The following is a 23,857-nucleotide window of genomic DNA, read 5'->3' as shown; positions in this document are numbered from 1 at the left end:
CAGGAATCAGTTATGCAAGACAGCAATGGACTCACGGATCGGGCGGAGCTTGGTCCAGCCGAGAGCCCGACGCCCGACAAGACCTCCGGCTCGCGCGAGAAGGGCCTCAACCGGGTGCTGGAGATCCTGGAATTCCTGCATGTCACGCAGCGCGCCATCGGCATTGGCGATCTCGCCAAGGGGGTGAATGCGCCGCGCTCCACCACCTATACGCTGGTGCGTTCGCTGGTCGATGCGGGTCTCCTGGAGATGGAGGGCGACGGCAACCGGGTCTATTTCGGCAAGAAGCTCTACCTCTATGGGATGGACTATGTCAGGGGCAACGACCTGCTTAGGCGGGGCCGGCAGGAGGTCGACAATCTGTCGCGCGAGACCGGCGAGACCTCCGAATTGTGCATGCTGCAAAGCGGGCGCTATACCATCGTCCATTCCAGCCCCGGCACCAGGCCGTTCCGCATCAGCTCGGCCACTGGCTTGCAGATCCCGCTGCCATGGACGGCATCGGGGCGGCTGCTTCTGGCCGGATTGGAAAGGGCCGCCATCCAGGACATGGTCTCGGAAGACGACCTTTTGCTGCCCGACGGCCGCAGGCTGCAGTTCGACGACTTCATTGCCGATATCGCGACGGCCAGAACGACCGGCTATTGCATCACTTCGGGGCTGGTCGACGCCTACACCAAATGCCTGGCCGCCCCTGTCTTCGCGGCCGCCGGCAAGGTCGAGGCGACGATGTGCCTGGTGGTGCCGATCGACACTTCAGCGGAGAAGACCGACGAATTGCTGACGTTGCTGCGCCATCGCGCGGCGCGGCTGTCGATAGCGGGGTGAGCAGTTAGGCCCCGAGGCCGTCGGCTAAGCGATGATATCCGGAATGATCTTGTCTTCCAGCGCCATCAGCCGGTCCTTGAGGAAAAGCTTCTTCTTCTTCATGCGCTGGATCTGCAAGGGGTCGCAGCCCATGGCGATCATCGCATTGATGGCCGCGTCGAAATCGGCATGCTCCTGCTTCAGGCGGGAAAATTCGAGGCGGACATCGGCCTTTTCCTGGTCGGACATTCTCTACCGTCTGCATGTCTGCGGCGCCCGGCAATGGGCATGATTGGGCGGGGGCGGCATCAATTGCCGCCGGCGCGCAGCCAATATCACATATCACATTGTCGTGGAATGCTACCACGCAGCATTCGACATCGCAGCCGGATGGTGGCAGACTGTCATGGTGCCGTCACAGATGCGACCTGCGGTGGACGTGCCTTTGACGGCTGCAATCGAGGAAACCATGAAAGGGAGAACCAATCATGTCTCTTGCATCCCATCTTGATGAGTTGCAGCGGAAACACGGTGATATCGAACGCGAGATCGACGATGCGATGAACCATCCATCGGTCGACGACCTCGAAATCGTGAATCTGAAGCGACGCAAGCTGGCACTCAAGGACGAGATTGAAAAACTGAAGGCGAAACCGACGAGACACTGACGCCCTTCCAGGATTAGACGCGCCGCCTTGGCGCGTGACTATCGCTCCGGTGGCGACATGCCGCCGGAGGCCTGTGTTTGCTACTGATTCCGATACTGTTGCCGGCGAAACCCGTCTGTGGGGTCGCCGCGCTGCTGCGATTTGGCGGCTCTGCTTGTCTGTCGCCATTGACAAGCCATCTTTGCTCCTCCACCTCATGCCCGAACCTCAGCGCTATGCGCTGATAGCTGATTGAGCGTGCGTCGACGTGGACGTGTGTCGCTCGGGTGATCAAGAGGCTGCCGGCATGACCGGGTATTTTTCCTCCCCCTTTGGGCGCCGGACATCGGTCGGCGTCGATGTCGGCGGCGTGGTCGTCGGCGGCGGCGCGCCGGTCGTCGTGCAGTCGATGACTAACACCGACACGGCCGATATCGACCAGACCGTCGCGCAGGTTGCGGCTTTGCATCGCGCTGGCTCCGAGATCGTGCGCATCACCGTCGATCGTGACGAGAGCGCCGCCGCCGTGCCGCGCATCCGCGAACGGCTCGAGCGGCTCGGCATCAATGTGCCGCTGGTCGGCGACTTCCACTATATCGGCCACAAGCTGCTGGCCGACCATCCGGACTGCGCCGAGGCGCTGGCCAAATACCGCATCAATCCCGGCAATGTCGGCTTCAAGGACAAGAGGGACCGCCAGTTCGCGGCGATCGTCGAAATGGCGATCAGGCATGACAAGCCGGTGCGCATCGGCGTCAATTGGGGGTCGCTCGATCAGGAGTTGCTCACCCGGCTGATGGACGAGAACCAGCGCCAAGGCTTCCCGCTGACGGCGCAGGAAGTAACCCGCGAGGCGATCGTGCAGTCGGCGATCCTGTCGGCCGAAATGGCTGAAGAGATAGGCCTCGCCCGCGAAAAGATCATCCTGTCGGCCAAGGTCAGCGGCGTGCAGGATTTGATCGCCGTCTACACCGAGCTTGCCACGCGTTCCAACCATGCGCTGCATCTCGGCCTCACCGAAGCCGGCATGGGCTCCAAGGGCATCGTCGCCTCGTCGGCGGCCATGGGCATCCTCTTGCAGCAAGGCATTGGCGACACCATCCGCATCTCGCTGACGCCGGAGCCGAATGGCGATCGCACTCGCGAGGTGCAGGTCTCGCAGGAACTGCTGCAGACCATGGGCTTCCGTCAGTTCGTGCCGATCGTCGCCGCTTGCCCCGGCTGCGGCCGCACGACATCCACCGTGTTCCAGGAACTCGCCCAGAACATCCAGGCCGATTTGCGCAAGAACATGCCGGTCTGGCGGGAGAAATTTCCCGGCGTCGAGAACCTCAAGGTCGCGGTGATGGGCTGCATCGTCAACGGCCCGGGCGAATCCAAGCACGCCGATATCGGTATTTCGCTGCCCGGCACCGGCGAGACGCCGACCGCGCCCGTCTTCGTCGACGGCAAGAAGTCGGCGACGCTGCGCGGTCCCTCGATCGCAGCGGATTTCGAAAAAATGGTCGCCGATTATATCGAGCAACGGTTTGGGCAGCACGGCAAGGCCGCCGCGGAATAGATGATGCGGCGTTTCCTCAGGGCGACGCTGATCCTGCTTTGCGGTCTGTCATGGTCGACCGCTGCCCTGGCCGATCCGCCGCAATCGCGCTCGGCGGCGAAGCGATTGATCGGCCGCGTCTGCGACCTGATCGAAACGCATGCCGAGCAGAACGGCCTGCCCAAGGATTACTTCGCCCGTCTGATCTGGAAGGAAAGCCGCTTCGACCCCAACGCGGTGAGCCCTGTCGGCGCCGAAGGCATCGCCCAGTTCATGCCGGGCACGGCCAAGATGCGCGGCCTGGCCAATTCCTTCGACATCGAGCAAGCAATCCCGGCCTCGGCAAAATACCTCGCCGAAATGAAGACCGGCTTCGGCAATCTCGGCCTGGCCGCCGCTGCCTACAATGCCGGCGAGAGCCGCGTTTCTCGCTGGCTGAGTTCCGGCGGTTTCCTGCCGATGGAAACCGAGAGCTACGTCTTCGACATCATGGGCGAACCGGCCGACAAGTTCTCCGACAGCGCCTACGCCGGAACGGTCGAGCCGCTCGATGCGAAAACCAGCTTCGCGGTCGCCTGCCGCAAACTGCCGGTGATCATGTCGAGAACCGTGGCGATGGCCTCGATCAATGTGAAGCCGTGGGGCGTGCAGGTGGCCGGCAACTTCCGCAGGGGTGCGGCGATCAATCAGTGGCTCAGGGTCAGGAGCCGGTTTCCGGCCCTCTTGTCCGGGCATGATCCCGTGGTCAGCCGGGTGCGCACGCCGATCGGCCGGCGCGGCATTTATGCCGTCAGGATCGGCGTCGACGACCGGACTGCTGCCAATGCCATCTGCCAGAAACTGCAAAGCATCGGTGGCGCCTGCATCGTCGTGCGCAACCGGTAGGCATGATCGCCGCACGGCGGATATTCGGAAGGGATTTTGCGACATGACGGCCAAAATCGTCCTGCTCAATGGCGTCGGCAGCGCCGGCAAGAGTTCGATCGCCAGGGCGCTGCAGACGATCACCGCTGAACCCTTCCTGCATGTCCAGATGGATGCCTTCCTCGAGATGCTGCCGCAGGCGCTGCAGGATCATGCCGACGGGTTCTCCTTCGAGACGGTGCTGGAAGACGGCAAGCAGTCGGTGGTGATCAGGAGCGGGCCGGTTGGCGCGCGCACCATGCGCGGCATGCGCCACGCCATCGCCGCCATGGCCGGGCAAGGCAACAATCTCATCGTCGACGACGTGATCTTCAACGACGAGATATTGGAGTACCGCAAGTTGCTGTCGAGCTTTGACCTGCATCTGGTCGGCGTCATGGCGCCGCTGGAGGTGCTGGAAGCGCGGGAAGCCACGCGCGCCGACAGGCTGCCCGGTCTGGCGCGCTGGCAATATGAGCGCGTCCACAAGGGCACGGACTACGACCTCGAAGTCGATACCAGCCGGCTGACGCTGCTCGAATGCGCCCGTCGCATCCAGGAAAGATTCCGATTATAGTGGCTGGTGTTCTTTTGCTGCGATCACAGCTTTTCCAATCGCCTGAAAAGCCGATAGTTGCCCCTGATGTGCGGGGTCGTGTCGATTAAATATTAATGAGCCTTGCTGTAGCAAGAGGGGGCGAAATTTCTGGCGAGAGCTTTGGGGGCCGTTAAAGGGGGAGCATCATGGCGGTGGCAAATTTCCTTAGACGCGTTGTAAGGGAACTTGAAACGCCGCGCGCCAAACGGCCGTTCGGTTCTGGCTGGCTGTCCGGCTCGATTGGCTTGCTTGCCGGGGTCACCGCCCTGCTGATGGTCATCGTGCTGCGCTACCCGTCGCTTACATCGATGCCGGATCTGGCCCCCATCCACCAGATGCTGTTCTTCAAGCCGGTGCTCTATTTCGTCCTCATCTCCGGCTATATCCTGGCGATCCTCAGCATGACGCTGCGCAGGCAAAAGACGCTCGGCGCGGCAGCGATGTTCACTGTGCTGCTGGCGTCGCTGGTCGGCATGCTTCCGGTGCGCCATCAACTGCACATCGACGGGGTGTTCTTCGGGCTCGATTTCTTCATCCTGAACGCCTTGTTCATGGGTGTGCTGTTCGTCCCGCTCGAACGTCTTTTCGCGCGCAACAAGGATCAGACCGTGTTCCGCGACGAATGGCGCGAGGACCTGTTCTACTATCTGGTCTCGTCGCTGCTGGTGCAGATTTTGACCTACCTGACCTTGGCGCCGTCCAACTTCGTCAATGCACAGGGCGCCCTTGGTTCGGTGCGCGCCTGGGTCCACGGCTTGCCGTGGCTGGTGCAACTGCTGGCGGTGATGTTCCTGACCGACCTTGCCCAATATTGGGTGCATCGGGCCTTTCATCGCATTCCCTGGCTGTGGAAGTTCCATGCCGTGCACCATTCCGCCAAGTCGATGGACTGGATTGCCGGTGCGCGCATGCATTTCCTGGAAATCATCGTGCTGCGCAGCCTGACGGCCACCCCGATGTTCGTGCTGGGGTTCGATGAATCGGCTATCCAGACGTATATATTGATCGTCTACGTCTATTCGTCGTTCATCCATTCCAACATCGGAACCAGTTTCGGTCCAGTCGAAAAGGTGCTGGTGTCGCCGCGTTACCACCACTGGCATCACGGCCTCGAAAAAGAAGCGATCGACGTAAATTTCGCCATCCATTTCCCGCTGCTCGACCGGCTGTTCGGCACCCATCATATGCCCGAAGGGCGCTGGCCGAACGGCTACGGCATTCACGGACATCCCGTTCCGAACGGATACTGGCAGCAATTCCTCTATCCCTTCCGGCGCGGCTAGACTGGAGCCTTTCGCGAAGCGCGCGTGTCACCGCGCCCTGGCGGGGTTAGCCCAATCCATGACAAGCGACAGAGTCCCAGATGCTTGACGGCTACATAATCTGCGGCACGCCGAGAACCGGAAGCACCTTGCTGTGCGGCCTTCTGGCCTCGACGAAAACAGCCGGCGATCCGCACTCATTCTACCGGCGGCAGGACAAAGCGGAATGGGCCGAAGAGTGGAAATTGCCGCATCCCGAGACGATGAGCGCGCATGATTTCGACGTCGCCTATCTCGGTGCGGCAATCAGCGCGGGAAGGGGCGGAACAGGCGTCTTCGGCTTGCGCCTGATGCGGGAAAACCTGGGTGAACTCTCGGCCATCCTCGACCGGATCTACCCAGACCTGCCATCGGACAAAGCACGCTTTGAAAAGGCCTTCGGCCGGATCCTCTACATCCATCTTTCGCGCGAAAACAAGCTGGCGCAGGCGGTGTCGCTGATCAAGGCCGAGCAGACTGGGCTTTGGCACATCGCGCCCGACGGAACCGAGATCGAGCGGGTCGCACCGCCGCAGGAACCCCGCTACGATTTCAAGCGGATCCAGCGCGAGCTTGCCGAACTCGAAGCCTATGACGCGGGCTGGAATGTCTGGTCCGCGGAGCAGGGGATCGTCCCGCTGCGCATCGGCTATGAGCGCCTGTCAGCCGATCCGGCAGCGGCATTGTCATCCATCTGCAAGGCCCTGGGCGTTCCGGCGCCGAATGCCGCCGACGTAAAGCCGGGCGTCGCCAAGCTCTCCGACGAGACCAGTCTCGACTGGATGCACCGCTATCGTCTGGACGCGGCGATTTGATCAAGCCCTCTTTACCGCCACCGTTTCGCTGAGCCATGTGCCGATCTTACTGCCGAGGCGGTCGGGCGACACCGGCTTGGGCAGATAGTCGTCCATTCCGGACTCGATACATTTGTCGCGGTCGCCCTTCAGTGCGTGAGCGGTGACGCCGATGATTGGTGTGTGATTGCCACTCGCTGCCTCCGCCGCCCGGATGGCGCGGGTCGCCTCGTAGCCGTTCATCTCCGGCATGGAGACGTCCATGAGGATCAGCTTCGGCCGCAGCGCCCGGTACATCTCAACGGCCGTGCGGCCATTGCTGGCGATGCGGTAGCTGAGGCCAAGCCCATTGAGGATTTGGCCGAACACCAGCTGGTTCACGTCATTGTCCTCGGCGATCAGAATATCGATCGGGCCGTTTGGCGTGGCGATCGATTCAGGCACTGTGGCCGCCGGAATTGCCGGGCCGCGAATGACGGTGAAGGCGGGTAGCGTCACGGGTGCCGCCTGCGGAACAACAGGCTCGCGAACGAACTGGGCCTTGCCGATCTGGGCCCGCGCTTTCTGGATGGCCGAGATGACGGTGCCGAGCAGGATGGCCGAGCGCGCCGGCTTGGTGAGATGCGCGGCGATGCCGAAATCGATGACCATCTTGCCGAAATCGACCTGGTCGACGGAGGTCAGCAGCACCACCGGGATGGCGGAGAGACGGCTGTCGGCGGAAATCGCCTTGGCGACATCGGCGCCGTTCATGCCGGGCATCTGGTAGTCGAGGATGATGCAGTCGACCGCAGCACCGAGCTGGCTGGCCCGGTCTAGAAAGGCGAGGCCGACGGCGCCGCTTTCGGCGGCCGCGCAGTCGAAGCTCCAGCTTCTGAGCTGTTCCAGCAAGATCTCGCGGTTGACCGGGTTGTCGTCGATGACCAGCACGCGGGCGCCGGTGACATCGACCGGCACGACCTCGTTGCGCGTGTCCTGCTGATGCGCCGGCAGCGGCACGGCGAACCAGAACACCGAGCCGCGGCCGATCTCGCTTTCGACGCCGATCTTGCCGCCCATCAGGTCGATGAGGCGGGCGGCGATGGCAAGGCCGAGGCCGGTGCCTTCATGGCGGCGCGTCGACGAGCCGTCGACCTGCGCGAATTTCTCGAACACGTTCTCGAGCTTCTCGGCAGGAATGCCGATGCCTGTGTCCTCGACGCGGACCTTGAGCTGGACCATGCCGTCGACCACCTCGCCGCCGACATCGATCAGCACATGGCCCTTCTCGGTGAACTTCACCGCATTGCCGAGCAGATTGGTGACGATCTGACGGAACCGTCCGGCATCGCCGACGACATGGGCAGGCAGGCGCGGGTCGACACGCACGATCAGCTCGAGGTTCTTTTCGGCGACGCGCGCCGACACCAGTGTGGCCACGTCCTCGACCGCTTCGGCAAGCCGGAAGGGTGCAGGATCGAGCGTCAGCTGACCGGCATTGATCTTGGAGAAATCGAGGATGTCGTTGATGATGGTGAGCAGCGCATTGCCGGACTTGACGATGACTTCGGTGAAGGTTTTCTGGCGCGCGTTAAGCTCGGTCTTGGCGAGCAGTTCGGCCATGCCCAGCACGCCATTCATCGGCGTGCGGATCTCATGGCTCATATTGGCCAGGAATTCCGATTTGGCGCGGTCGGCCGCTTCGGCCTTGAACAAGGATGCGGCGGATTCGGTGAAGGCGCGGCGGATCGCATTTTCCATCGGCCGGAAGATCCAGAGGGCAACGATGGCAAGAACCGCGAACAGAAGGCCGCTTGCCCACAACAGCAGCCTGTCGCTGGAGGCGTCGGCCAGATGGCGTTCGCCATCCATGGCGGTACGCACACGCACCAGCATCGGCTGGACGAACAGGTCGTTCTGGTTGAGGATTTCGCGCGAACTCCATTCGTCGGTCTGTTGCGCCGCCGACATCAGGTTGAAGTTGCGCACGATGTCGCGCGACGACCAGAACAGGTCGCCGTTGACGGCGGCCGACGAGAGTTCGTCCAGCGTTTTGGCCGACAGGCTCGGCTTGATCGCGGCCAACTCCGCGGACAGTGTTTCGATCTCGCTGGTCAGGCGTTGCGAATGGCCGCGCGCTGCGGCGGCAAGGCCGTCACGGGTTTCGGTGTGCCAGGTCGTGCTGGCGGTTTCGGCAAAGCTGGAGGCGTTGCGCAGGTCGCGGGTGAAGACGACGAGATTGCTGCTCAGCGCGTCGATGTCGTGGCGGAAGGAATTGACGCGATTGAGCGCAAACATCACCGCGGTGGAAGCCAGCGCAAAGATGAGCAATCCCGAGATGTAGCGGATCCGGATCGAGCGGATGAAGAAAGAATATTCCGGCATGCGCAACCCCAACACATACGCATCATTTTAACGGTCGGGATTACGCTTGATTTACATTAAAATTCCGTTCGCGCCTGGCGGGCCGTCAAGATCCTGGCTGCACGTGCCCGGAGTTGGCGCCATAGAGGGTGGCATCGCATTCGCGCATCATGCGCAGTGCTTCTTCCTCGGTCAGGCCGAACTTGCGCATCATGCTCCGGATTTCGGGGCCTACAGCTATCTCCACCGGTCTTGCCGCCTGGCGGGTCTTCCTGGCCTTTTTCTTGGACATCAGTACGTTTCCCGTCTTGACCGACACATGTTTCGCATCAGCCCTGGCCCGGCCTCACCGTGCTGCGCCAGACCATGGGCGCATGGCAGATCAGGCGGCTGCCAGCCTCCTCCCGCGCGCCGGTCGCGAGCCGCACGGCGCGCCTGGCGATCTCCTCGATCGGCGGCGAGAACGTCGTCAGCCGGTAAGAGGCCCAGTCGGCCTGTTCAATGTCGTCAAAGCCGATGACGCAGAGATCGCGGGGTACGTTGATGCCGAACTCGTGGCGGGCCGCATCGAGAAAGCCGCACGCAATCAGGTCGGTCACGCAGAACGCCGCATCCGGCCGCTGCCGGCCGGAAAAGAGTCGCCTGGCGCCATCGGCTCCGGTGGCATAGCCGGTGCGGCCCTCGCGCCACACGGTCACCTCCAGCCCTTCCTTCTGCGCGGCGGTAAGGAAGGCGGTTTCGCGGGAGCGCAGGCTGGGCGTGCCGGCAGCCGAGGTCACCAAAGCGGGGCGGGTACAGCCGGCCCGGATGAAGGCATGCAGCGCTGCCTCTGCGGCTGCAGCGTTGTCGACACCGATATTGTGCGGGCCGTCGAAGCGGTCATCGCGATTGATCAGCACCAGCCGCTGGCCGTTCTCAAGACAGGTGCGGATCAGCAACTGCGGCGGCGAGCCGGACAGAACGATGCTCGCATCGGCGCGATAGTTCAGCGTGTTGCGCAGCGCCTGGTCGACATGGTGGCTGGGGCCGGAGGTGTTGAACACCATGGCCATTTTGCCGGCGTCCCGCAGATGTTGGGTCAGCGCCTTCTGCAGGCGGGCATGATAGGGCGTGTCGCCGTCGGCAACGATGAGGCAGACGATGCCGGTCGAAGCCCGCATCAGGCCGCGAGCCAGATGGTTGACGTGATAGCCGAGTTGCTCGGCCGCCAGCATCACCCGCTCGCGGGTTTCCCCGGAAACGGAAGCGCCGGGCGTGAAGGTACGTGACACGGCCGAGCGCGAAACCCCGGCGAGGTCGGCAACCTGCTGGGCGCTGGAAAAACCGGTGCGGATTCTCGGAACCGTCAAGCGAACGCTCTCGCTGCTGTTTTCGTGATTCTTTGCACGCCCGTGCAATGTAATGCAACTCTTCTGCCATTGCGACCCACCGCACTTGACAGGCATGGCGGAATGCAACAGCTTTGCACAGCCGTGCAATACAAGCCGGCTCAAGAGTGGCATCGGAGGAATACCCTGTCCATTTCGCCGAAGACGGCATTGAGGGCGCGACTGTCCGGACCGGCTGCATGAGCAGGGCGGCGGCGCATCCGAAGGCGGACCGGCTGTCCGAGGCCGAGATGGACAGGCGTGCCGAGGTCTGCCGGAAACTGCTTGTCACGGCCGGGCAACTGGCGATGGAAGGCTATGCCCGGCAGGGCGCCGTCCAGCCGGTGGCGATGAAAGGCCCGCAGGATTTTCTCACTGAAACCGACGGTAAGGTCGAGGAGCACATCCGCGCGACGCTGGCAGACGCTTTTCCGCAGGACGGGTTTTTGGGCGAGGAAGGCGGTGGCATCGGCTCTGCCCGCATGTGGGTCGTCGACCCCATCGACGGCACCGCCAATTTCATGCGCGGTATTCCGCATTTCTGCATTTCGATAGCTTTCGTCGAGGACGGCCGCAGCGAGATCGGCGGCATTGCCAATCCGGCCATCGGCGAAACGTATTTTGCCCGTCGCGGGCAAGGCGCGACACGCAATGGCGCGCCGATCCATGTTTCGCCGACGCAAGCGTTCGACCGTGCCTTTGTGGAGTTCGGCTGGTCGCCGAGGATTCCGAACCGTGAGTATCTCGACAAGGTGAGCCTGGTGTGGGCGCTCGGCGCCAATGTACGCCGCTCCGGCTCCGGAGCGCTTGGGCTGGCCTATGTGGCCGACGGCCGCTCGGATGCCTATGCCGAGCTGCACATCAATTCGTGGGACTGCCTGGCCGGATTGCTGCTGGTGGAGGAGGCCGGCGGCCGGGTGAACCGGTTCCTCGACGGCGACGGCATGGCGAAGGGCAATCCCGTGCTTGCGGCAGCACCCGGTGTCGCGGCGACATTGTCCCAGGTGATCGGAGTGCCGCTCGACGACGGGTAGATCGTTTCCAGTGAGAAGACAGGGAGGAATATCGATGAAGACATTTGACAGTAAGCAAGGCTTGCGCGCCGCCTGGCTTGGCCTTGGCGCGGCGCTGGCCATGTTCGGATTGGCGGGTGCCGCCCAGGCGGCCGACCGCAGCCTCACAATGTATTGCGCCGTCGACGAGGCCTGGTGCCGGGCGATGGCGACCACCTACCAGAAGGAGACGGGCGTCAGCGTCGACATGACCCGCATGAGCGCCGGCGAAATCTACGCCCGCCTCCGGGCCGAGAAGGACAATCCGCAAGCCGATATCTGGTGGGGCGGCACCGGCGACCCGCATCTGCAGGCGGCGGAAGAGGGCCTCACCCAGGAATACAAGTCGCCGCAACTGGCAAACTTGCGCGACTGGGCGCTGAAGCAGGCCGACAGGTCGAAGAACCGCACGGTCGGCATTTATCTCGGTGCGCTCGGCTATGGCTACAATGAGGAAGATCTGAAGCAGCGCGGGCTGACCGCGCCGGCGTGCTGGGCCGATCTGGTCAAGCCGGAATTCCAGGGCGAGATCGAGATGGCCGACCCGAATTCATCGGGCACGGCCTGGACCATGCTTGCCACCATCGTCCAGCTGATGGGCGAGGACAAGGCATTCGACTATCTCAAGCAGCTCAACAAGAACATCGCCGAATACACCAAGGCAGGGGCTGCGCCGGCGCTCGCCGTCGGCAAGGGCGAGACGCTGATCGGCATCTCCTTCCAGCACGACGTGATCAATGCCGCGAAACAGAACCCTGCCGTGAAGGTGGTGTCGCCTTGCGAAGGCACCGGCTTCGAGATCGGGTCGATGAGCATCGTGACGGGCGCCAAGCATGCCGAAGAGGCGCAGAAATTCTACGACTGGGCGCTGAGCCCGGACGCGCAGAAGCTCGCGGCGCCGAACGGCAGCTTCCAGATCCCGTCGAACACCGCCACGCCGGTGCCGCCCGAGGCGCCGGACCTCTCGAAGATCAAGCTGATCGACTACGACTTCGCCAAATACGGCTCGTCGGCCGAACGCAAGCGGCTGTTGAAGAAGTTCACCGACGAGGTCCGCAATGGCGGCTGAGCGCGTTCTTTCGCGCTCACTCTAGCATCTGATCGCCGGCTGCCCTTCGCGGCAGCTGGCGCACCGTCCTTTGGCAACAGAAAGACATTGAATGGCCGCGGCCGGTTCCATGGTCAGTTCCGCTCCTGGACGCAGCGCGCTCCCCTGGGTAATGGCCGCGTGGGCGAGCTTCGTGCTCTTGCCTTGGTACAAGGTCGAAGGCGGCTTCCTTTCGTTCGACTGGCTGGCACAGCCGGCGGATGCGACGCCGGCCATCATGCTGGCGCTCGGTGGCCGGCCCTGGCTGTTGCCGCTTATCCTGCCGCTTCTGCTGGCGAGCTGGCTGGTGGCGCGCAACAACCCCAAGAGCCTGGCGGTTGCAGGCGCGGCGGGCCTGCTGTGGCTGGCCATCGAAGGCTTTTCCATCATCCATTCGGGCTGGGGATTTGGCTTGCTTACCCGGATCGCCGGCACGCCGGGACCGATGCAGCCGGGGCTTGGCTGGGGCGCGGCGCTCTATGCCGTGGCGATGCTGATGTTCATCGCCGAGGCGCTCGCTGCGCGGGGATGGTGCAAGGGCGACCGTTTCGTCGTCGGCTCGCTCTCAATCGTGATTGCTTCGCTGATCCTGTTCGTCGCCTATCCGCTGCTGTCGATCCTCACCTCGGCCATCAAGGACAATGACGGCAATGTCGTGCCGGACTGTTCTTCGATAAGATCTTTAGCGCCAACATATGGAGCCTGCGCTGCCTCTATGGCGAGGGCTCCTGCGGCGTGGCGTGGAACACGGTGGCGATCGCAGTCCTCGTCGGCTTTTTCTGCACGGCGCTCGGCCTAGCGCTGGCGCTGATCGCGCTACGCACCAAGCTGCCGGCCAAATGGTTGCTGCGCGGCCTGTCCATCCTGCCGATCATCACGCCGCCCTTCGTCATCGGCCTGGCGCTGATCCTGCTGTTCGGCCGCGCCGGCATCGTCACCAACCTCATGTCGGTGCATCTCGGCATTCCGCGCAGCCGCTGGATCTATGGCATGGCCGGCATCACCATCGCGCAGGTGCTGGCCTTCACGCCGATCGCCTTCCTGGTTTTGGTCGGCGTGCTGCAAGGGGTCAGCCCGAGCATGGAGGAGGCGTCGCAGACCTTGCGCGCCAGCCGCTGGCGGACGTTTCGCACCGTCACCTGGCCGTTGATCCGGCCGGGCCTGGCCAGCGCCTTCCTGATCTCGTTCATCGAGAGCATGGCCGATTTCGCCAATCCGCTGGTGCTGGGAGGCAATTTCAACGTGCTGTCGACCGATATATTCTTCGCGGTGGTTGGCGCGGCGCACGACCAGGGCCGCGCGGCGGTGCTGGCGATCGTGCTGTTGATGTTCACGCTGGCAGCCTTCGTCATCCAGCGCCGCTGGATCGGCAGCCGCAGCTACGTCACCGTCGCAGGCAAGGGCGATGGCGGCGTACCGGCGACGCTGCCCAAGGCCTTGCGGATCGGCTGCTACGCCGCCGTCGTTCCGTGGCTGGTTCTGACCATCGTGGTCTACGGCATCATCCTGGGCGGCGGTTTCGTGCAATCGATCGGGCGCGACAACACGCCGACGCTCCAATATTTCCTCACCGCCTTTTCGATCGAGAAAGGCGTCAATGGCTGGTTTTTCAGCGGCTCGGCCTGGCCGTCGCTGCTGATGACCATCGGCCTTGCGCTGGTGGCGATGCCGTTCACCGCGGCGCTCGGCATCCTGACGGCCTATCTGCTCGACCGGCAGCGTTTCGCCGGGCGTACCATGTTCGAGTTCCTGGCCATGATGAGTTTCGCCATTCCCGGCACGGTGATCGGCGTCAGCTATATCCTTGCCTTCAACGTGCCGCCGGTGCAGTTGACCGGTACCGGGTTGATCATCGTCATCTCCTTCATCTTCCGTAACATGCCAGTGGCGATCCGTGCCGGGCTCGCCAATCTGGGCCAGATCGACAAGAGCCTGGACGAGGCATCGCTGACGCTTGGGGCGCGGTCTTTTGCTACCTTGCGGCGGGTGATCCTGCCGATCCTGAAGCCGGCGATCGTGACCGCGATGATCTACAGTTTCGTGCGCGCGGTGACGGCGGTCAGCGCCGTCATCTTCCTGGCGAGCGGCCGGTTCAACCTTGCCACGGTCTACATTGTCGGGCGCGCAGATGTCGGCGAATACGGCATCGCGATTGTCTATTCGGCGGTGATGATCGTCGTCATGATGGTCATCCTGATCGGCATCCAGCTGCTGGTCGGCGAACGCCGGCTCGGCCGGCGCCGGCCTGGTCCGGAAGCCGTTGTGGCAGCAATCTGATGGGGAGAAGCGGCGTGGATCAGACGGCGAAGACTGCTGCCCCGGTTGCGACGGACAGGCCAGCGGTGCGGTTCGAGGGCGTCACCAAGAAATATGGCGCGGTGACCGCCGTCGACAACGTCAGCTTCGACATCGCGCCGGCCAGCCTGGTGACGCTGCTCGGGCCCTCGGGTTGCGGCAAGACCACGACGCTCAGGCTGATCGCCGGGCTGGAACAGACCAGCACCGGGCGCATCCTGATCGACGACAAGGACGTCACCTTGCTGTCCGCCGCCGAGCGCGATGTCTCCATGGTGTTCCAGTCCTATGCGCTGTTTCCGCATATGAACGTGATGGAGAATGTTAGCTACGGCCTGCGGGCGATGGGGCTTGGCAAGGCGCAGGCAGCCGAGCGCGCCGCCGAAAAGCTGTCGCTTGTCGGCCTGTCCGGCTACGAGAAGCGCCAGCCGAGCGAATTGTCCGGCGGCCAGCAGCAGCGCGTCGCGGTGGCGCGCGCCATCGTACTGGAGCCGAAGGTGCTGCTGTTCGACGAGCCGCTGTCCAATCTCGACGCCAAGCTGCGCCGGCGGGTGCGCGACGAAATCCGCGGCCTGCAGCAAGATCTGGCGCTGACCATGGTCTATGTCACGCATGACCAGGAAGAGGCGCTCGCCGTCTCCGACCGCATCATCGTCATGAACGCCGCTCGCGTCGCCCAGGACGGCACGCCGCGCGACCTCTACAACGAGCCGACCAACCGTTTCATCGCCGACTTTATGGGCGACGCCAATCTGCTCGACGTCGAGGTGCTTTCCAGCAATGCGACCAGTGCAAGGGTCAAGGTCGGACCCTTGCTGCTCGACATGCCGGGTCGCGGTAACGCTCCGGGGCCGGCGATGCTCGCTGTGCGCCCGAATGCCGTGCGCATCTTGCCCGGCCAGCCAGCGGGCACCATGAAGGGCCGGGTGGTCAAGAGCTCGTATCTCGGCGACCACATGGAATACCGGATCGCGATCAGCAATCCGGCGGTCGAACTGTTCGCGACATCGCCTGATGTCACACCCGCCGTGGCGGAAGGGACGATGGTCGGGATCGATTTCGATCCGGCGAAGATCGTGCTGATCAAAGACGATTGAACGCGCCGGGAAAACCGTTGCACACTGTCTGGCGTTGCTTGGTGACGCGTCACAACAGGCGGCGACCAGGGATTAGCGTTCCAGTTTGCATTGGGTTTAGATCGTTCTGTTTGCATGCTCGCCTGTTGCGAGCCTGTGGATCACCAAGGGCGCATCGACCGAACTCAAACGAGCTTTTCCAGCGTGATCGGAAGGCTTCGAATGCGTTTGCCGGTCGCGTGGAAGACGGCATTACCGATCGCAGGTGCGACCCCTACGACACCGATCTCGCCGACGCCTTTGCCGCCAAGAGCGGTTGCCTGCATGTCCGGAATTCCAACCGAAATCACCTGGATGTCGGGCACATCGGCGTTAACCGGGACGGCGTAGTCGGCAAAATTCGCGTTGATGGTGCGCCCGTCTCGCTGGTCGACGTAACCTTCTTCCAGGAGAGCCTGCCCGAGACCCATGACCATACCGCCGATCCACTGGCTTTCCGCAAGCTTCGGATTGAAGATCCTGCCGCTATCGAATGCCGAGACCATGCGCTTGACGCGGATCGTGCCAAAATCCTCATCGATCCGAACTTCCACGAAATGCGCACACCAGCTATGGGCCGAGACGCCTCCTTCCACAGCGCCCTTCAACTGTGCAAAACTGCGGTCAGCTCCGTTCTTCATCTCCTCGGTGGCGCCGGGAGCAAAGGTGTTACCCTCGATTTCCAGTTTGTCTTTGCCCACTGCCTTCAAGAGTTCCGCGATGCCGATACCGCCGTTCGGCCGTCGGGTCGGTTGCACCGAGCCGTTTTCGAACGTGAGGTCAGTCGCCTTCGAGGCTGCCAGCGGCGACTTCGGATCGGATGCGGCAAGCGCCAGCAAGGCGTCCCGTGCATTCCTGGCCGCCTTGTCCACCGCTCCCGTCAGGTTGTTGGCCTGCTGGGAACCGCCTGCGAGCGCCGATCTGGGGAGGAGGGTATCGCCCAGCCGCACCGCGACTGTCTCAACAGGAACGCCCAATGCGTCAGCCGCTGTCTGGGCGAGAATGGTATAGGTCCCCGTTCCCATGTCGGTGCCCGCGCTGAGGACTTCGATCTGTCCACTGGCATGGAGTACGATCTTGGCTTCGCTCGCGGTACGGATCATGGGGTATGACCCGGCGGCCATTCCATAACCGATCAACTCGCGGCCTTCGCGCATCGAGCGAGGGGCCGGGTTCCGGTTCCACCAGCCGAAGGCTTCCGCGCCCACGGCATAGGCTTCGCCTAACTGTCGAGTGCTCCACTTCATCCCATTGCTGGGATCCGTCTCCGCCCAGTTGGCAAGGCGCAGCGTGACCGGATCCATGCTGAGCGCGTACGCCAGCTCGTCGATCGCGCTTTCCACAGCATAGGCACTGGGGTTTTCGCCGGGGCCCCGTTTCCAGCCGGGCTGGACCGTATTGACCGGGACGACGTTGAGACGCGAAGAAAAGTTCGGCGTCGCATACATGATCTTCGTCACATTGTTGCAAGCCTCGATATGGACTTCGTCAATCGCCGTCTCGTTCCAGCTCTCATGGACGATCGAGCTTATCTTTCCGTCCTTCGAGGCTCCGATTGAGAGTGTCTGCCGTGTCGCCGGTCGGCCGCCAAGGCCGGTAAAGGTCTGCGGCCGCGTGAGAGAAACCTTGATCGGCCTGCCCAGTTTCCGCGAGGCCGCGCAAGCCAGCCCCACATGCGGATGTGCCCCGATCTTGGACCCGAACCCACCGCCGACATAAGGCGAGATCACCCGCACATTCTCGATGCCGATGCCGAGCCATTCCGACACGACGCTCCGTGCCCCGCCAACCCACTGGCTGGGCTCCCAGACGGTGATTTTCCCGTTCTCCCAGGAAGCGATGCACGCATGCGGCTCCATCGGCACATTGTATTCGCGTGACGTCGTGTAAGTTACGTCTACCTTGACCTCGGCATTGGCCAACGCTGTCGCCGCATCGCCCCACGCGGCACCCATCTCATCGATGGGCTGCACTTTTGCCTTGGGATCGTTGATGTCGAGAATAGGGTCGCCGTCCTCATATTCGATCTTGAGAAGACTTGCCGCTTCCGTTGCCTGCTCAAAGGTTTCTGCGACCACGAGCGCGATATGCATGCCGTTGAAACGGACCACATCGTCTTGAATTGGGGTAAATTCCTCGGTCGCTCCGCCGCCCTTGCTGTAGACGGTCGGCTTGTTGAGCTTCAGGGAATTCTGCGCGGTGTAGACATCCAGGACACCCGGTAGAGCCTTGGCGGCCGACGTATCGATACTGACGATACGCCCTGCCGGCCGCGTCGATTGGACGGTAACGCCATAGGCCAGGTTCTCCAGCTTCTGCTCGATCGCATAGCGAGCCTGCCCGGCTACTTTCAACGGGCCTTCGGCGCGGGAAAGCCTGGCACCGAGAGCTGGCGCCTTGGCGGGGACGGTCTCAGCCGCAACGGCTTTTGACGAGAGATCGACAGCGGCGCGAGCGACAGCGGCTACGCCGGCGCCGAGCTTCAAGACGGTGCGGCGGTTGAGTTCGAACGCGTTACCATGTGTCATGCGATACCTCCTACCGTCATCAGGGCGCGGGCCACGACCTTCGGTGCCAGTTCAATCTTGAATGCGTTGTGTCCGCTCGACTTCGCGCCGTCGCCGGCGGCTGACGAGGCGCTTCGAAGCGTCGCCTCGTCGAGCGTCTTTCCCTTGAGCAAATTTTCGACGGCGCGCAGGCGCCAGGGTTTGGTGGCGAGGCCGCCGACCGCAATGCGTACTTCGCGAATTGTCTTGCCATCGGCTTCCAATTCGATTCCGACAGCGGCGCTGGCCGCGGCGAACTCGTACGACGCGCGATCCCGGACCTTGAGATAATGCGAGCGTTCCAGGGCTGCCGAACGCGGGATCTCGATCCCGACGATCATCTCTCCGGGCGACAGATTATGCTCAAGGTGTGCGGTATCGCCAGGGAGCAGGAAGAATTCGTCGGCGGGAATTTTGCGTTCGGAAGCTCCCCGGATGATGACCGTGGCGTCGAATGCCACCAGGGAAACCGCAAAATCTCCGGGGTAGATTGCTATGCACGCGTCACTCGTGCCGAGCACCGCGTGGTTGCGGTTGACGCCGCCAAGGGCAGCGCATCCGGAACCTGGATTGCGCTTGTTGCAGTTCGAATAAGCGCCCGGGTCGCGGAAGTAAGTGCAACGGGTTCGCTGCATCAAGTTTCCACCGATGGACGCCATGTTGCGCAGCTGTGCCGAGGCAGCGCGCCACAGGCTTTCGGAAAGCACCGGCGCAGCCTGCTTGATATCGGCGTGGTCGGCGACCTTGCTCATCTTGGCGAGCGCACCGATGCGAATGGCATCCGCCGATACCTCGATCGTGTCCAGGCCGGGAAGGCGCGTGATGTCGACCACCCGCGCAGGACGCTCGACATTCAGCTTCATGAGGTCAAGAAGCGTGGTCCCACCGGCGAGAAATCTTGTCTCTGGCTTGGTAGCCTCGGCAAGCGCCCTCGCGGCATCTTTGGCGCGGAGATACTCGAAAGGTCTCATAGTGCTGCCTCCTTCTTCAGGCGGCTGGCGGCATCGCGCACCGCGGCGACGATATGGGGGTAAGCGCCGCACCGGCAGATGTTGCCGCTCATGTATTCGCGGATGTCCTCGTCCGTATCGGCGTGGCCCTCACGAATGCATGCAACGGCCGACATGATCTGACCGGGGGTGCAATAGCCGCACTGGAATGCATCGTGCTCGATGAACGCGGTCTGGACTGCGTGCATCACGCCGTCGGCAGCCTGGAGGCCCTCGATCGTCGTGACCTGACGGCCTTCGACCTGGGCCGCCAGCGTCAGGCAGCTCAATACCCGCTCGCCGTCGACGTGGACGGTACAGGCGCCGCACTGCCCATGATCACAGCCTTTTTTCGTGCCGGGCAGGTTGGCATGCTCGCGTAGTGCGTCCAGCAGAGTCACGCGTACATCAAGATTAAACTGGTGGCGCCGGCTGTTGATGTCCAAGGCTAGCTGTCGGGGCTCTGGCATGTCGTCTCCTCGGTGGCGGGCGGGATTGGGACTTCTCGCGAAATCGATCGGACCGACGAAGCCTACGGCATCGGTCGGAAAGGGACGTCTATTCAAAGGCCTGTCATTGGCCGGTTGCCTAAGGGTCAACCCTCAGGAGAGCACGGACGCGACATCCGAATTAGCCCTCAAAATTCGCATGAGTCTATCGACGGCGCTCATAAATAGACCTGCGACGACGGCAGTGCTGAATGCGACGTTCAGCTGTCGAAGGCCAGCGACCCGGATAGCTCCTCATGGGCATCGACCTGCTGCTGCAGCAGAGCGAGTTTCTGCCTGACCATTGCAAGAGCATCGGCGCCGGCGATGAACCGACGGGGCAACTCCGGCTTGTCGACCAGAGTGATCAACGCCTGCGCGAGTTTCGCGGGGTCGCCGACTTGCTGGCCGTTCGCGGCTTTCCAACCCGTTATCTGCTGGGCGCGACGTTCGCTGTAATCGCTGACGAATGACGGAGCATATTGTGTGGATTCGTCCGTCAGCAGCTCCGTGCGGAAAAACCCGGGGTTCACGATCATCGTTTCAATGCCGAACGGCGCCACCTCGGCTTGCAGTGACTCGATCCAGCCATCAACGCCGAACTTTGCCGCGGCGTATGCAGAACAGAACTCAAAGCCGACCAGGCCGGCCGTCGATGAGATGGCAATGACCTTGCCAGAACCCTGCGCGCGCATGACCGGCAGGACTGCGCGCGTGACATTCATGGCGCCGGTCAGGGTGGACGCGAGCTGAAGTTCGATATGGGCCGGAGTCAGGTCCTCGAAATAGCCGGCATAGAAGCCCGCGGCATTGTTGACGAGCACGTCCAGGCGACCAAAGCGGTCGAGGGTTGCCTTCACCGCAGCATCGGCGTCGGCCGGCTTGGTCACGTCCAACGTCGCGACCAAAAGATTGTCCCGTTGGCCGATCGCCTCGGCGACCCGATCTGGGTTACGACCGGTCGCAACGACCTTATCGCCGTTGGCCAGGACCGCTTTGGCAAAGTCGAGGCCCATACCTCGCCCTGCGCCGGTGATCATCCATACTCTACTCATAGTCGTATCCTTCCTGGTCGGTATCTTTCAGTTTATGCCGCGTTGGCTTGGCACGTCCGTCTCAGCGTTTCGTTGTCTGCCAAGTGAAATAGGGAATAGGACTCGATACGATTAGCCTCTATAATCTGCATGAAGTTAGAAATGGGATTGATAAATGAGGCGCGGAGATTTCAGCGAGTTGGCAGTCTTCATCGCCGTAGCAGAGGCGGGCAGCTTCACGCGCGCCGCAGCAAAGCTTGGTCTATCGCAGTCGGCGCTCAGCTACGCTGTCAGAACGCTGGAACAGCGCATGGGAGTCCGGCTGATCTCACGCACCACCCGCAGCCTGTCCGTGACGGTAGCTGGAGAGCGCTTGCTGCGAAGCCTGCGACCGGCCTTCGATCACATCGAAAGCGAGATCGCCGCCGTCGCCGCCCTGCGCGACAAGCCCACTGGCCTCATTCGCCTGACGACATTCCGGTATGCTGCCAAATCAGTACTGTGGCCCGTCATCGCCAGACTCCTTCTGAAGTATCCGGATATCGAAGTAGAATTGAGCCTGGACGAAGGTCTGGTTGACATCGTTGCAAACAAATTCGACGCCGGTATCCGGATCGGCGAGCAGGTCCAGAAGGACATGGTGGCAGTAAGGATCGGCCCGGACCTGCGTATGGCGGTAGTTGGATCACCGTCGTATTTTGCAACCCGAACGGTTCCAAAGACACCGCGCGAACTTGGGGAACACAAAGGCATCAGCTACCGTCAGAAGACCGGCGGCGGGCTCTTTGCCTGGGAGTTCGAAAAACGCGGTGAGGAACTTGAAGTCAGGATGAATGGCCCACTCATTATCAATGACGGGGAAATGCTGGAGGCTGCGGCCCTCGACGGGCTCGGACTAGCATACACATTTGAAAGCCAGGTCGCTCCGTTCGTCGCAGACGGACGCCTGATCCGGGTGCTGGAAGACTGGTGCCAACCCTTCCCGGGCTATCACCTCTATTATCCCAGCCGACGCCAGCACACTGCAGCGTTCGCTCTTCTTGTGGAGGCACTCCGTCTCAAGGCGTGACGGAAGGGCGAAAACACGCCGCTCTAACTTGGCAAAGTGAGTTATCCCTCCCTCATCAGCACAATTTTCGGGCCTCCAATCGATTCCTCCGTCGCAACTTATCCCTTACGACTGCGTCGCGGTGGCCGTCCGATTCCGAGCCTTGAAGCTGCCAGTCGCTTCCGGCCCCTAATGCGGTCATTCCCTGATGCAGGTTGAGATGGCCTCGTGCTGGCAGTGGCTGACAACTTTTAGGCAAAGCGGATCCTTCTTGTAATGCGGCCCGCCATGATGAGGATGTCGGGCTCTTTGCTGCTTCTGCTCTATCTCTAAATTAGGATGCCTTCTCACCCTCAGATGTCTGGATCAGCCTGCGCGCGGCATCTGCTCCTGCCGCAAGGAAGCGATCCGACAATTCGGTCCCTGCCACCGCGCGGGCCAGTTGAAGCGCGCCGATGAGGGTCGCAAAGACGCCCATGGCAACGCCTTCCGGATCCCTGGCCTGCGGAAGCGCTGCAGACAACTGGCGCACCAAAACCAGCAAGCGTTCGGTGTAGACTTGGCGCGTTTCGAGCGGCTGACGCGCGAGTTCCGGGAGCAGCGCGGCGTTGGCGCAGCCCGTTCCCGGATTGTCCCGGTGCCCGGCTGACAGATACGCCGCTATCCCCATCTCCGGACCACCGGCGGCCAATACCTCTTGCAGTTGCTGCACCTGGCTCTCTAGCGCCGCTACCAGGCTTTCACGCACAAGCTCCGCCTTGGATTGGAAATGCGGATAGAAGGCTCCGTTCGTCAGCCCGGCGTCGCCCATGATGGCTGCCAGTCCGGACGCGGCGATGCCGTCACCGCGAAAACGCTGGGCTGCGACCTCGACGATGCGATCGCGGGAGGCGTCCTTTCGGCCCTTTTCGTAGCGCATGGCGCTCTTCCTTTCTGCTATTGCATTATGGGTGTAATGTGATATTACGATCATAATTCAATCAACGGCAAAAAGCTAGCCCTCATGTCTGTGGAGTATCAAATGAGTACCCTTTCAAAAAGAACCGCAGTCGTGACCGGAGCCTCTTCGGGCATCGGCCGCGCCAGTGCCGAGGCCTTGGCGCGGGTGGGGTATACCGTCTTCGGGACAAGCCGCAGCAAGGCCGGCAACGGCCCGGCTAAGGTGTCCATGCTGACCTGCGACGTGACCGACGGGGAGTCCGTCAGCGCCCTCGTTGCAACCGTGCTGGCCCAGACCGGTCGTATCGATCTGCTAGTGAACAATGCCGGTGTCGGCCTGCTTGGCGGCGCCGAGGAATCTTCGGTCGCACAGGTGCAGGCTCTGTTCGACGTCAATCTGTTCGGCGTCATGCGCATGACCAATGCGGTGTTGCCGTCGATGCGGCGCCGCGGCCAAGGGCGCATCGTCAACATCGGCTCGATTCTGGGATTGGTGCCCGCGCCATACTCAGCGCACTACTCGGCGGTCAAGCACGCGCTGGAGGGCTATTCGGAATCGCTCGATCATGAGGTTCGCGCCTTCAACATTCGCGTCTCGGTCATCGAGCCGGCATTCGTGCGCACCGTCTTCGACCAGAACGGCATCGAGCCGGATTCCCTGTTGAAGGAGTACGATCAAGCGCGCGCCGGGCTCAAGGCGCTGCTTGCCGATGTGATGCCCAAAGCCGATCGGCCGGAAGTGGTGGCGGATGTGGTCGTCAAGGCAGCGACCGACGCCCGTCCGCGACGGCGCTATACCGCAGGGAAGGCAGCGCGCCAGGTCAGCCTGCTGCGCCGCTTCGCCCCCGCGGGGATGTTCGACAAGACCTTGCGCAAGCAGTTCCGCCTGCCGGTCTGAACAACGGTGGGACGGAGAATTTCACGCACAGACAGCAGGCCAACAGACACTCTCAGAAAGTCACTG

At 62.5% G+C, this 23,857-nt stretch carries 21 protein-coding genes and 1 pseudogene; 13 read left to right on the top strand and 9 right to left on the bottom strand.

The annotated features are described in order from the left end of the window. The first annotated feature begins 12 nt into the window (after positions 1-12). A complete protein-coding gene (locus NKJ88_RS21310; RefSeq protein ID WP_023673104.1) occupies positions 13-828 on the top strand; it encodes an IclR family transcriptional regulator in 816 nt (271 codons plus the stop codon). A 24-nt stretch (positions 829-852) separates the two neighbouring features. Here NKJ88_RS21310 and NKJ88_RS21305 read toward each other — a convergent pair whose 3' ends face one another. Next, positions 853-1,056, bottom strand: a complete 204-nt coding sequence (locus tag NKJ88_RS21305) for a YdcH family protein (protein WP_023673103.1) — start codon at positions 1,054-1,056, stop codon at positions 853-855. A gap of 239 nt (positions 1,057-1,295) precedes the next feature. Here NKJ88_RS21305 and NKJ88_RS21300 point away from each other — a divergent pair, with 239 nt between their 5' ends. From NKJ88_RS21300 to NKJ88_RS21275, 6 genes are all read left to right on the top strand, one after another. Beyond that, the gene (locus NKJ88_RS21300; RefSeq protein WP_023684024.1) at positions 1,296-1,475 is read left to right on the top strand and encodes a YdcH family protein; all 180 of its coding nucleotides are present in this window, start codon (positions 1,296-1,298) and stop codon (positions 1,473-1,475) included. A gap of 286 nt (positions 1,476-1,761) precedes the next feature. Beyond that, positions 1,762-3,015: a flavodoxin-dependent (E)-4-hydroxy-3-methylbut-2-enyl-diphosphate synthase gene (gene ispG, locus NKJ88_RS21295; RefSeq protein ID WP_023825021.1), complete on the top strand. Its 1,254-nt coding sequence runs from the start codon at positions 1,762-1,764 to the stop codon at positions 3,013-3,015. 3 nt (positions 3,016-3,018) lie between these two features. Continuing rightward, positions 3,019-3,879 carry a lytic transglycosylase domain-containing protein gene (locus NKJ88_RS21290; RefSeq protein WP_352445308.1) on the top strand — a complete coding sequence of 287 codons (861 nt, stop codon included), beginning with the start codon at positions 3,019-3,021 and terminating at the stop codon, positions 3,877-3,879. 43 nt (positions 3,880-3,922) lie between these two features. After that, complete coding sequence (locus NKJ88_RS21285) at positions 3,923-4,474, top strand: chloramphenicol phosphotransferase CPT family protein (RefSeq protein ID WP_352445306.1); 552 nt, start codon at positions 3,923-3,925, stop codon at positions 4,472-4,474. Between the two features lie 167 nt (positions 4,475-4,641). Then, the gene (locus tag NKJ88_RS21280) at positions 4,642-5,778 is read left to right on the top strand and encodes a sterol desaturase family protein (protein ID WP_352445304.1); all 1,137 of its coding nucleotides are present in this window, start codon (positions 4,642-4,644) and stop codon (positions 5,776-5,778) included. Between the two features lie 80 nt (positions 5,779-5,858). After that, a complete protein-coding gene (locus NKJ88_RS21275; protein WP_023742774.1) occupies positions 5,859-6,611 on the top strand; it encodes a Stf0 family sulfotransferase in 753 nt (250 codons plus the stop codon). Here the strand turns inward: NKJ88_RS21275 and NKJ88_RS21270 are convergent, their stop codons facing one another. The 3 genes from NKJ88_RS21270 to NKJ88_RS21260 all read right to left on the bottom strand — a co-directional run bounded on the left by NKJ88_RS21270 (position 6,612) and on the right by NKJ88_RS21260 (position 10,282). Beyond that, a complete protein-coding gene (locus NKJ88_RS21270; RefSeq protein WP_352445301.1) occupies positions 6,612-8,954 on the bottom strand; it encodes a response regulator in 2,343 nt (780 codons plus the stop codon). 85 nt (positions 8,955-9,039) lie between these two features. Beyond that, on the bottom strand, positions 9,040-9,225 hold the full coding sequence (locus tag NKJ88_RS21265; RefSeq protein WP_023684018.1) for a hypothetical protein: 186 nt from the start codon (positions 9,223-9,225) through the stop codon (positions 9,040-9,042). A 37-nt stretch (positions 9,226-9,262) separates the two neighbouring features. Next, a complete protein-coding gene (locus NKJ88_RS21260; protein ID WP_352445299.1) occupies positions 9,263-10,282 on the bottom strand; it encodes a LacI family DNA-binding transcriptional regulator in 1,020 nt (339 codons plus the stop codon). Positions 10,283-10,500: 218 nt separating this feature from the next. Between NKJ88_RS21260 and NKJ88_RS21255 the strand changes: the two genes are divergently transcribed. The 4 genes and pseudogenes from NKJ88_RS21255 to NKJ88_RS21240 all read left to right on the top strand — a co-directional run bounded on the left by NKJ88_RS21255 (position 10,501) and on the right by NKJ88_RS21240 (position 15,831). Continuing rightward, on the top strand, positions 10,501-11,334 hold the full coding sequence (locus NKJ88_RS21255; RefSeq protein ID WP_031198040.1) for an inositol monophosphatase family protein: 834 nt from the start codon (positions 10,501-10,503) through the stop codon (positions 11,332-11,334). 61 nt (positions 11,335-11,395) lie between these two features. After that, positions 11,396-12,421, top strand: coding sequence for an ABC transporter substrate-binding protein (locus NKJ88_RS21250; RefSeq protein WP_023711637.1), 1,026 nt, complete (start codon positions 11,396-11,398; stop codon positions 12,419-12,421). A 109-nt stretch (positions 12,422-12,530) separates the two neighbouring features. Further along, positions 12,531-14,716 (top strand): annotated as a pseudogene (locus tag NKJ88_RS21245) (ABC transporter permease). 14 nt (positions 14,717-14,730) lie between these two features. After that, the gene (locus NKJ88_RS21240) at positions 14,731-15,831 is read left to right on the top strand and encodes an ABC transporter ATP-binding protein (protein WP_245260133.1); all 1,101 of its coding nucleotides are present in this window, start codon (positions 14,731-14,733) and stop codon (positions 15,829-15,831) included. A 164-nt stretch (positions 15,832-15,995) separates the two neighbouring features. On the opposite strand, the gene NKJ88_RS21235 is transcribed toward NKJ88_RS21240, so the two are convergent. From NKJ88_RS21235 to NKJ88_RS21220, 4 genes are all read right to left on the bottom strand, one after another. After that, complete coding sequence (locus tag NKJ88_RS21235; RefSeq protein ID WP_352445296.1) at positions 15,996-18,377, bottom strand: xanthine dehydrogenase family protein molybdopterin-binding subunit; 2,382 nt, start codon at positions 18,375-18,377, stop codon at positions 15,996-15,998. Continuing rightward, positions 18,374-19,366: an FAD binding domain-containing protein gene (locus NKJ88_RS21230; protein WP_023825013.1), complete on the bottom strand. Its 993-nt coding sequence runs from the start codon at positions 19,364-19,366 to the stop codon at positions 18,374-18,376. The genes NKJ88_RS21235 and NKJ88_RS21230 overlap by 4 nt, the downstream gene beginning before the upstream one ends. Then, positions 19,363-19,854 (bottom strand): (2Fe-2S)-binding protein, encoded by a 492-nt coding sequence (locus tag NKJ88_RS21225; protein ID WP_023730815.1) that lies wholly within the window; start codon positions 19,852-19,854, stop codon positions 19,363-19,365. The genes NKJ88_RS21230 and NKJ88_RS21225 overlap by 4 nt, the downstream gene beginning before the upstream one ends. 239 nt (positions 19,855-20,093) lie before the next feature. Then, positions 20,094-20,927, bottom strand: a complete 834-nt coding sequence (locus NKJ88_RS21220; protein ID WP_352445294.1) for an SDR family oxidoreductase — start codon at positions 20,925-20,927, stop codon at positions 20,094-20,096. A 154-nt stretch (positions 20,928-21,081) separates the two neighbouring features. Between NKJ88_RS21220 and NKJ88_RS21215 the strand changes: the two genes are divergently transcribed. Continuing rightward, on the top strand, positions 21,082-21,975 hold the full coding sequence (locus tag NKJ88_RS21215; RefSeq protein ID WP_023825011.1) for a LysR family transcriptional regulator: 894 nt from the start codon (positions 21,082-21,084) through the stop codon (positions 21,973-21,975). A 313-nt stretch (positions 21,976-22,288) separates the two neighbouring features. On the opposite strand, the gene NKJ88_RS21210 is transcribed toward NKJ88_RS21215, so the two are convergent. Beyond that, positions 22,289-22,873 (bottom strand): TetR/AcrR family transcriptional regulator, encoded by a 585-nt coding sequence (locus NKJ88_RS21210; protein ID WP_023825010.1) that lies wholly within the window; start codon positions 22,871-22,873, stop codon positions 22,289-22,291. Positions 22,874-22,975: 102 nt separating this feature from the next. On the opposite strand from NKJ88_RS21210, the gene NKJ88_RS21205 reads away from it, so the two are divergent. Then, complete coding sequence (locus tag NKJ88_RS21205) at positions 22,976-23,791, top strand: oxidoreductase (RefSeq protein WP_352445292.1); 816 nt, start codon at positions 22,976-22,978, stop codon at positions 23,789-23,791. The last annotated feature ends 66 nt before the right edge of the window (positions 23,792-23,857 follow it).

Source organism: Mesorhizobium sp. M0016 (assembly GCF_040324035.1).
In the GTDB taxonomy this organism is placed as follows: domain Bacteria; phylum Pseudomonadota; class Alphaproteobacteria; order Rhizobiales; family Rhizobiaceae; genus Mesorhizobium.
This window is presented reverse-complemented; position numbering and strand designations above follow the sequence as displayed.

Bases quoted from the DNA above. Each gene is read 5' to 3' on its own strand.
- NKJ88_RS21310 (WP_023673104.1), top strand. From the start codon at position 13: ATGCAAGACAGCAATGGACTCACGGATCGGGCGGAGCTTGGTCCAGCC.
- NKJ88_RS21305 (WP_023673103.1), bottom strand. From the start codon at position 1,056: ATGTCCGACCAGGAAAAGGCCGATGTCCGCCTCGAATTTTCCCGCCTG.
- NKJ88_RS21300 (WP_023684024.1), top strand. From the start codon at position 1,296: ATGTCTCTTGCATCCCATCTTGATGAGTTGCAGCGGAAACACGGTGAT.
- ispG (WP_023825021.1), top strand. From the start codon at position 1,762: ATGACCGGGTATTTTTCCTCCCCCTTTGGGCGCCGGACATCGGTCGGC.
- NKJ88_RS21290 (WP_352445308.1), top strand. From the start codon at position 3,019: ATGCGGCGTTTCCTCAGGGCGACGCTGATCCTGCTTTGCGGTCTGTCA.
- NKJ88_RS21285 (WP_352445306.1), top strand. From the start codon at position 3,923: ATGACGGCCAAAATCGTCCTGCTCAATGGCGTCGGCAGCGCCGGCAAG.
- NKJ88_RS21280 (WP_352445304.1), top strand. From the start codon at position 4,642: ATGGCGGTGGCAAATTTCCTTAGACGCGTTGTAAGGGAACTTGAAACG.
- NKJ88_RS21275 (WP_023742774.1), top strand. From the start codon at position 5,859: ATGCTTGACGGCTACATAATCTGCGGCACGCCGAGAACCGGAAGCACC.
- NKJ88_RS21270 (WP_352445301.1), bottom strand. From the start codon at position 8,954: ATGCCGGAATATTCTTTCTTCATCCGCTCGATCCGGATCCGCTACATC.
- NKJ88_RS21265 (WP_023684018.1), bottom strand. From the start codon at position 9,225: ATGTCCAAGAAAAAGGCCAGGAAGACCCGCCAGGCGGCAAGACCGGTG.
- NKJ88_RS21255 (WP_031198040.1), top strand. From the start codon at position 10,501: ATGAGCAGGGCGGCGGCGCATCCGAAGGCGGACCGGCTGTCCGAGGCC.
- NKJ88_RS21235 (WP_352445296.1), bottom strand. From the start codon at position 18,377: ATGACACATGGTAACGCGTTCGAACTCAACCGCCGCACCGTCTTGAAG.
- NKJ88_RS21230 (WP_023825013.1), bottom strand. From the start codon at position 19,366: ATGAGACCTTTCGAGTATCTCCGCGCCAAAGATGCCGCGAGGGCGCTT.
- NKJ88_RS21225 (WP_023730815.1), bottom strand. From the start codon at position 19,854: ATGCCAGAGCCCCGACAGCTAGCCTTGGACATCAACAGCCGGCGCCAC.
- NKJ88_RS21220 (WP_352445294.1), bottom strand. From the start codon at position 20,927: ATGAGTAGAGTATGGATGATCACCGGCGCAGGGCGAGGTATGGGCCTC.
- NKJ88_RS21215 (WP_023825011.1), top strand. From the start codon at position 21,082: ATGAGGCGCGGAGATTTCAGCGAGTTGGCAGTCTTCATCGCCGTAGCA.
- NKJ88_RS21210 (WP_023825010.1), bottom strand. From the start codon at position 22,873: ATGCGCTACGAAAAGGGCCGAAAGGACGCCTCCCGCGATCGCATCGTC.
- NKJ88_RS21205 (WP_352445292.1), top strand. From the start codon at position 22,976: ATGAGTACCCTTTCAAAAAGAACCGCAGTCGTGACCGGAGCCTCTTCG.